Origin of the sequence: Barnesiella sp. CU968 (assembly GCF_905219685.1) — a bacterium.
GTDB classification, from domain to species: domain Bacteria; phylum Bacteroidota; class Bacteroidia; order Bacteroidales; family Muribaculaceae; genus Lepagella; species Lepagella muris_A.
Genome location: NZ_CAJMXD010000176.1, coordinates 1 through 5,930, shown reverse-complemented (window position 1 = coordinate 5,930; position 5,930 = coordinate 1). Strand labels below are relative to the sequence as shown.

Genomic DNA, 5,930 nt, shown 5'->3' with positions numbered 1-5,930 from the left:
GAAATAAGCGCCATTACCGGTTGCATCAATTACGCCAAAATTCGCTTCCACACCCATAGGACGCGGAAGAGTCTCCAGCAAGCGGGCAAAATCATCCACAGTGCGACATGTTTTCAGAGCCTTTGTCATCACATATCCTTCCTTATCCATTTTTTTGGCGCTGACCTTGTCATCTTTAATATTATAAGAAGCTGTATTCATAACGGCAAATCCAGCCTCATTCATACCCATCCATGCCTCCTTAAGATACTTATCCCCGGCATTAAACAATGCAACATACGACAACTCGCCGGGACGCGCAGCAACATATTCAACCTTATTGTCAACTGTGCTCGTATCCCGATGCTTCCAAAGGATCGGGCGCCCGTAAGGGTTAACCTCCGCCGATATTATAGCCGAAGTGCATGCTCCGCTTTCCATGGATGGAAGCAGGAGCATGCACGTCAATATCGGAGTCAAAAACTTTAAGACTATGTTCATCATCATCTCTTGGATTCTGAAATGCGTTGCCGCATCGCAGCGTTAAAAGAATCCTTACGCATAAGCTCCTCTACAGTCAGATGCATGCGGTAACGCCAGTAATGACGTGGATTTGAAGGATCATTGATTTGCTCATCATTCGGATTCTCCCGTCTCAACGATCCGTCACACGACATCCAGTCTTGCAACGGGAGGATACACAACATTGACGGGCTCTCAAGGTGAAGACTTATAATCTTGTCACAAATCCATGGTTCTGCAAAATGCGGTGCATTTCCACTCTCATGCAGCACATGACTATAAAACCTCTGCGTGGCGTCACGATCGCTTTCCCACCAGCCTCTGATTCCAGCCATGTCATGAGACGATGTCGTGCAAACCGAATAATACGGATAATGCCAAGTGTCTCCAAATTCAGTTCCCGTATCTTTAGGCATACGCTGGATCTCGAGCGAAAGAATCTGTAAGCGGTCCATAACTTCAGGCACGCAGTCAGGTATCATACCAAGGTCTTCAGCACATGTCAGCATTGAAGTTGAATCCAAAAGCGGAGGTAGCTTCCACATAGCCTTCCCATACCAGAAATCATTATGCCTATGATAAAAGAAATCTGTGTAAAGACGATTGAAATTCCATTTCGCATAGTCTGAAAGCACACGATACTGATACGTATATTGAGCGGCAATTCTTGGATGATAGTGACCTTTATTATATGGATCTTCAATGAAAAGCACGTCATCAATAATTCCCAGAAGGGCATTCTTTACACGCTCTGTCTTTTCATCCTTGTCTATGCCGGCAAAATACTTCTCTACTTTCTCTTGAGTGTCAATAAAACTCTTTAGACAATAGCGGTCTCCACCCACCCTGTCAAGGAATCGTTCTTTCACTTCTTCTTTCATATCACCGAAGAAGTCGTTGAGCATCCAGTCAAGAATCAAGGGATGTGTCATGACATCCGGATCAATCCAGAAATCATAGCTATTACGGAGTTCCTCTGCTGAAAAAGGTAATGCCGGATTAAAATATCCTAAAAGCCCATGCACGGCATTCATCGGTATTTCCCATATGCGGAAAAAGCCAAGTATATGGTCAATCCTATACGCATCAAAATACTCCGCCATCTTTCGGAAGCGATTTTTCCACCACTGGAAACCGTCTTTCGCCATTTCATCCCAGTTGTAAGTCGGCAATCCCCAATTCTGACCAAGCACTGAAAAGTCATCCGGCGGCGCGCCTGCCTGAGTATTCAAATTAAACAATTCAGGAGAAACCCATGCATCCGCACTGAAACGGCTTATACCGATAGGTATATCTCCTTTCAACACCACTCCGTGGCTATGTGCATAGTCCCTCGCGTCATGAAGCTGTCTGTCAAGATGATACTGCACATAATAATGGAAATCGAACCTATCTTTAAATTCAATAGAGAGCTTTTCTAATTTCTCAACATCATAACGGGCAAACTCTCCCCAACAATTGTTATCCGGAGTCTGATATATTTCACGGAGCACACACCAAGCGGCATATGGTTTCAACCAGTATTCATTCCTCGAAACAAACTCCTTGTATTCTTTACGCTGACGGGTTACGCTGCCCTGTTCTGCAAAAATCTCCCGAAGATATTCCTGTTTGCCGGCATTGACACGCTCATAGTCTATGACCGGAAGCGCATTAAGATCCCGCGCAAGATTATAATAATAATCGCGCCGTTTTTCATCTTTAAGAGTCCCCACTTCCCAAAGGTTGAGAAACATAGGATGAAGAGCAAAGATAGAATTTGCCTTATAGGGATAAGAATCAACCCATGTTCCTGTCATGGTCGTGTCATTGATAGGCAAAATCTGAAGTATCTTCTGACCTGTCAACGCACACCAGTCAACCATCTTCTTGATATCCATGAAATCTCCTACTCCGAAATCATTTTCGGTACGGATTGAGAACACGGGTATCGCCGTTCCTGCACCTTTCCAGTTTTCTTTCGGGTTCGCAAAACGAAGCCCGTCGATCACAACATGTTCGGCAGCTGACTCACATTTGATTCCATATACACGGTTGTTGGTATATTCCCAACCCTTCACCTCGCGGGTATCTTTCTTGAGAATGATGAATTTATACTCAAACGGAGTTGCCATGGAATCCGCACCAAGATTGATCTCCCATACAGGGAATGAAGCATCATTCAATACAAGCGCGTGCGCAGGATCCCAGTTTCCGAGTTCTTTACCCTCTCCGCTGATTGCCAGCACCTCGTCTGGCTCAATCATTGGAGCCTCTATACGCATATTAACAGTCCCTACCTTGGGTACAAGTGGCTGGTCGCGATAAGGACGACGCAACATGCCATCGACAAACGCCGATGAATAGAACGGCTTGTCAGCCGGGAGATCCTGCCAGGAGCAGAATATTCGATAGGAATCAATCCCCGTCCCGGACACAAACCTATGCGGCGCACCCCACTCGAATCGCCACTCCTTCTCCGGAGCCTTGACGATAAAACGATAATCAAAGTTGCCAGGATCATTTTTCAAGTCCAGCTGAAGCTGCCACATATCCGGGCTGACAAGATTCATTTCCACCGCCCGGGCAACATCTCCATTGCCCAGCGCCGGGATTGAGCCGCTAACATATAGCGACTCTCCCCATTCGGTGTGGTAGTTGATATTTAAGGTAATCTTCATAAAATATAAGTTAAGCCAATATATATTGCATGATTATCCACATTTTGAATTACCGCAGGAAGTGCAGANCAGACACCCCTCCTGATAAATCAGAGTCTCTGCCCCACATTTCGGACACTTCTGACCTGTGGTCGCCATTCCGTTGGGAAGGTACTTCTTAAGAGCCCTTTCAAGGCCATTCTTCCATGTGTTGATATTAGTCGAATCCAATTCAAGTCCACCCACGAGTTTCAACACCTGATCAATAGGCATGCCATATCTCAAGACTCCGGAAATCAGTTTTGCATAATTCCAGAATTCAGGATTAAACTTCTCGCTCAATCCTTCGATTGTTGTCTTGTATCCGCGTTTGTTGATAAACTGGAAGTCGTATCTCTTGCGTCCGTCACCGTCCATTGCCTTGATAATCTTTCCATGACTCACACTCTTCGGACAGAAAATACCGTCTTCATCATCTGCAAGTCCCGTAAAAATCTCATAAGGCTTTCCGTCTACAAGACCAACGAATGCAATCCATTTCTCTTTGTTGTTCTGGAAACGCACCACATCCGCCTCAAGTTCGACCGGACGTTTCATGATATGTTCCGGATTGGCAATGAGGGGTGCCTTGGCGGGAGTCACGGCAGCAAGCACATTGTTGCGGGAGCCGTCACGATAGACAGTACATCCTTTGCAACCTGCCATCCACGCCTCTACATACAGTTTGCCGACAAGTTCCTCGGTAACGTCTGAAGGAAGATTGATGGTCACGCTGATCGAATGATCCACCCATTTCTGCACCGCGCCCTGCATACGCACTTTCTCCATCCAGTCTACATCGTTGCTTGTTGCCTTGTAATAAGGAGATTTTTTCACAAGTTCCTCAATTNCCTCGGCAGTCATGTTGTCTTTTTTCTCTATGCCGTTGATTCTCATCCATTCCAGGAACTTGTGATGATATACAATATACTCTTCGAATGCGTCGCCCATCTCGTCAACGAAATCGATGCGCACATTCTCATCCGATGGATTCACCTTGCGTTTACGCTTGTATACGGGAAGGAATACAGGCTCGATTCCGGAAGAAGTCTGCGTCATTATGGATGTTGTGCCCGTGGGTGCGATCGTCAGACACGCTATATTACGGCGTCCTGTCTTGATCATTCTTTCATAAAGAGCAGGATCAGCATCTTTTATACGATTTATAAAAGGATTGTTTTTCTCCCTTTCAGAATCATATATTTCGAAAGCTCCACGTTCGGATGCCATATCAACAGATGATGAATAGTAAGCAAGCGTGAGCTGTTTGTGAACCTCTGTGGAGAAAGCCGTAGCCTCTGGTGTGCCATAACGATAACCCAATGCGGCAAGCATGTCTCCCTCGCCGGTAGTCCCGCAACCGGTGCGGCGTCCTTTTAATGTCTTGTTGCGGATTTTTTTCCAAAGATTCAGTTCTGTGCTTTTTACCTCCGCAGTCTCAGGATCTTTCTCGACCTTGCCGATAATAGTTTCTATCTTCTCCATCTCAAGGTCGATTATATCATCCATTATTCTCTGCGCCTTGCCTACATGCTGGCGGAACAGGTCGAAATCAAACTCAGCCTGAGGTGTGAACGGATTCTTCACATAACTGTACAGGTTTATTGCCACGAGGCGGCAACTGTCATAAGGACAGAGGGGGATTTCGCCGCAAGGATTTGTAGAAACCGTCTCGAATCCAAGATCTGAGTAGCAGTCCGGCACAGACTCCTTCTGAATAGTATCCCAGAAAAGAACACCGGGCTCGGCACTTTTCCATGCATTGTGCACGATTTTATTCCAGACATCGGATGCGTTTATCTCTTTAGTCACAGACGGGGATTCGCTCTTTACGGGAAATTGCTGCATATAAGGCTCCCCGGAGACAACAGATTTCATAAAATCATCGTCAATCTTGACAGAAACATTTGCACCGGTCACCTTCCCCTCTGTCATCTTGGCATCTATAAAGCTCTCCGCATCAGGATGTTTGATACTCACAGTCATCATCAAAGCCCCTCGACGTCCGTCTTGCGCGACCTCGCGTGTACTGTTGCTGTATCGCTCCATAAACGGGACAAGTCCGGTAGAAGTCAATGCGGAGTTTTTAACCGCGCTTCCTTTCGGACGGATGTGCGACAAATCATGCCCGACACCTCCACGACGCTTCATCAGCTGCACCTGCTCTTCATCAATACGGATAATGCCGCCATAAGAATCGGGATGACCGTCAAGACCTATTACAAAACAGTTTGACAATGATCCGACTTGAAAATTATTTCCGATTCCTGCCATCGGGCTTCCCTGGGGAACAATATATCTAAAATCCTTCAACAGGGAAAAGATTTCATCCTCCCCCATCGGATTCGGGTATTTGTTTTCAATACGCGCTATCTCTTTTGCTATGCGATGATGCATGTCGTCAGGAGTCAATTCATAGATATTGCCATCCGAATCTTTCAATGCATATTTGCTTGACCACACGCGTGCGGCAAGTTCATCTCCTTTGAAATATTCAAGAGAAGCCGCGTAGACCTCGTCATAACTGTAGATTTTTGAAGACATAGAAATTTTGAGTTGTCGATTTGGATAATTTTTCAGTTTCTTAATTTTCAAAAAGTTGACATTTTTGAAAATTTTCCGACTGCAAATATCGCATAAAATATTTGAATATAAAAGTTACCGGCAAGTAAATTTAAGAGCTTGTTTAAAAATAAAAGTGAATTTGGGGACGTAGGCTTGGAGCAGGTTTCTTCTTGAGGTGAAGGAGCA

Annotated in this window: 2 protein-coding genes and 1 pseudogene; all 3 read right to left on the bottom strand. The window is 45.4% G+C overall.

The features are described from left to right. Positions 1-459 (bottom strand): annotated as a pseudogene (locus tag JX312_RS07990) (carcinine hydrolase/isopenicillin-N N-acyltransferase family protein); the annotation flags it as partial. A gap of 23 nt (positions 460-482) precedes the next feature. Continuing rightward, positions 483-3,161, bottom strand: coding sequence for a 4-alpha-glucanotransferase (locus JX312_RS07985; RefSeq protein ID WP_204457639.1), 2,679 nt, complete (start codon positions 3,159-3,161; stop codon positions 483-485). A 33-nt stretch (positions 3,162-3,194) separates the two neighbouring features. Further along, complete coding sequence (locus tag JX312_RS07980; RefSeq protein ID WP_204457638.1) at positions 3,195-5,723, bottom strand: adenosylcobalamin-dependent ribonucleoside-diphosphate reductase; 2,529 nt, start codon at positions 5,721-5,723, stop codon at positions 3,195-3,197. Positions 5,724-5,930: the final 207 nt, after the last annotated feature.

Bases quoted from the DNA above. Each gene is read 5' to 3' on its own strand.
- JX312_RS07985 (WP_204457639.1), bottom strand. From the start codon at position 3,161: ATGAAGATTACCTTAAATATCAACTACCACACCGAATGGGGAGAGTCG.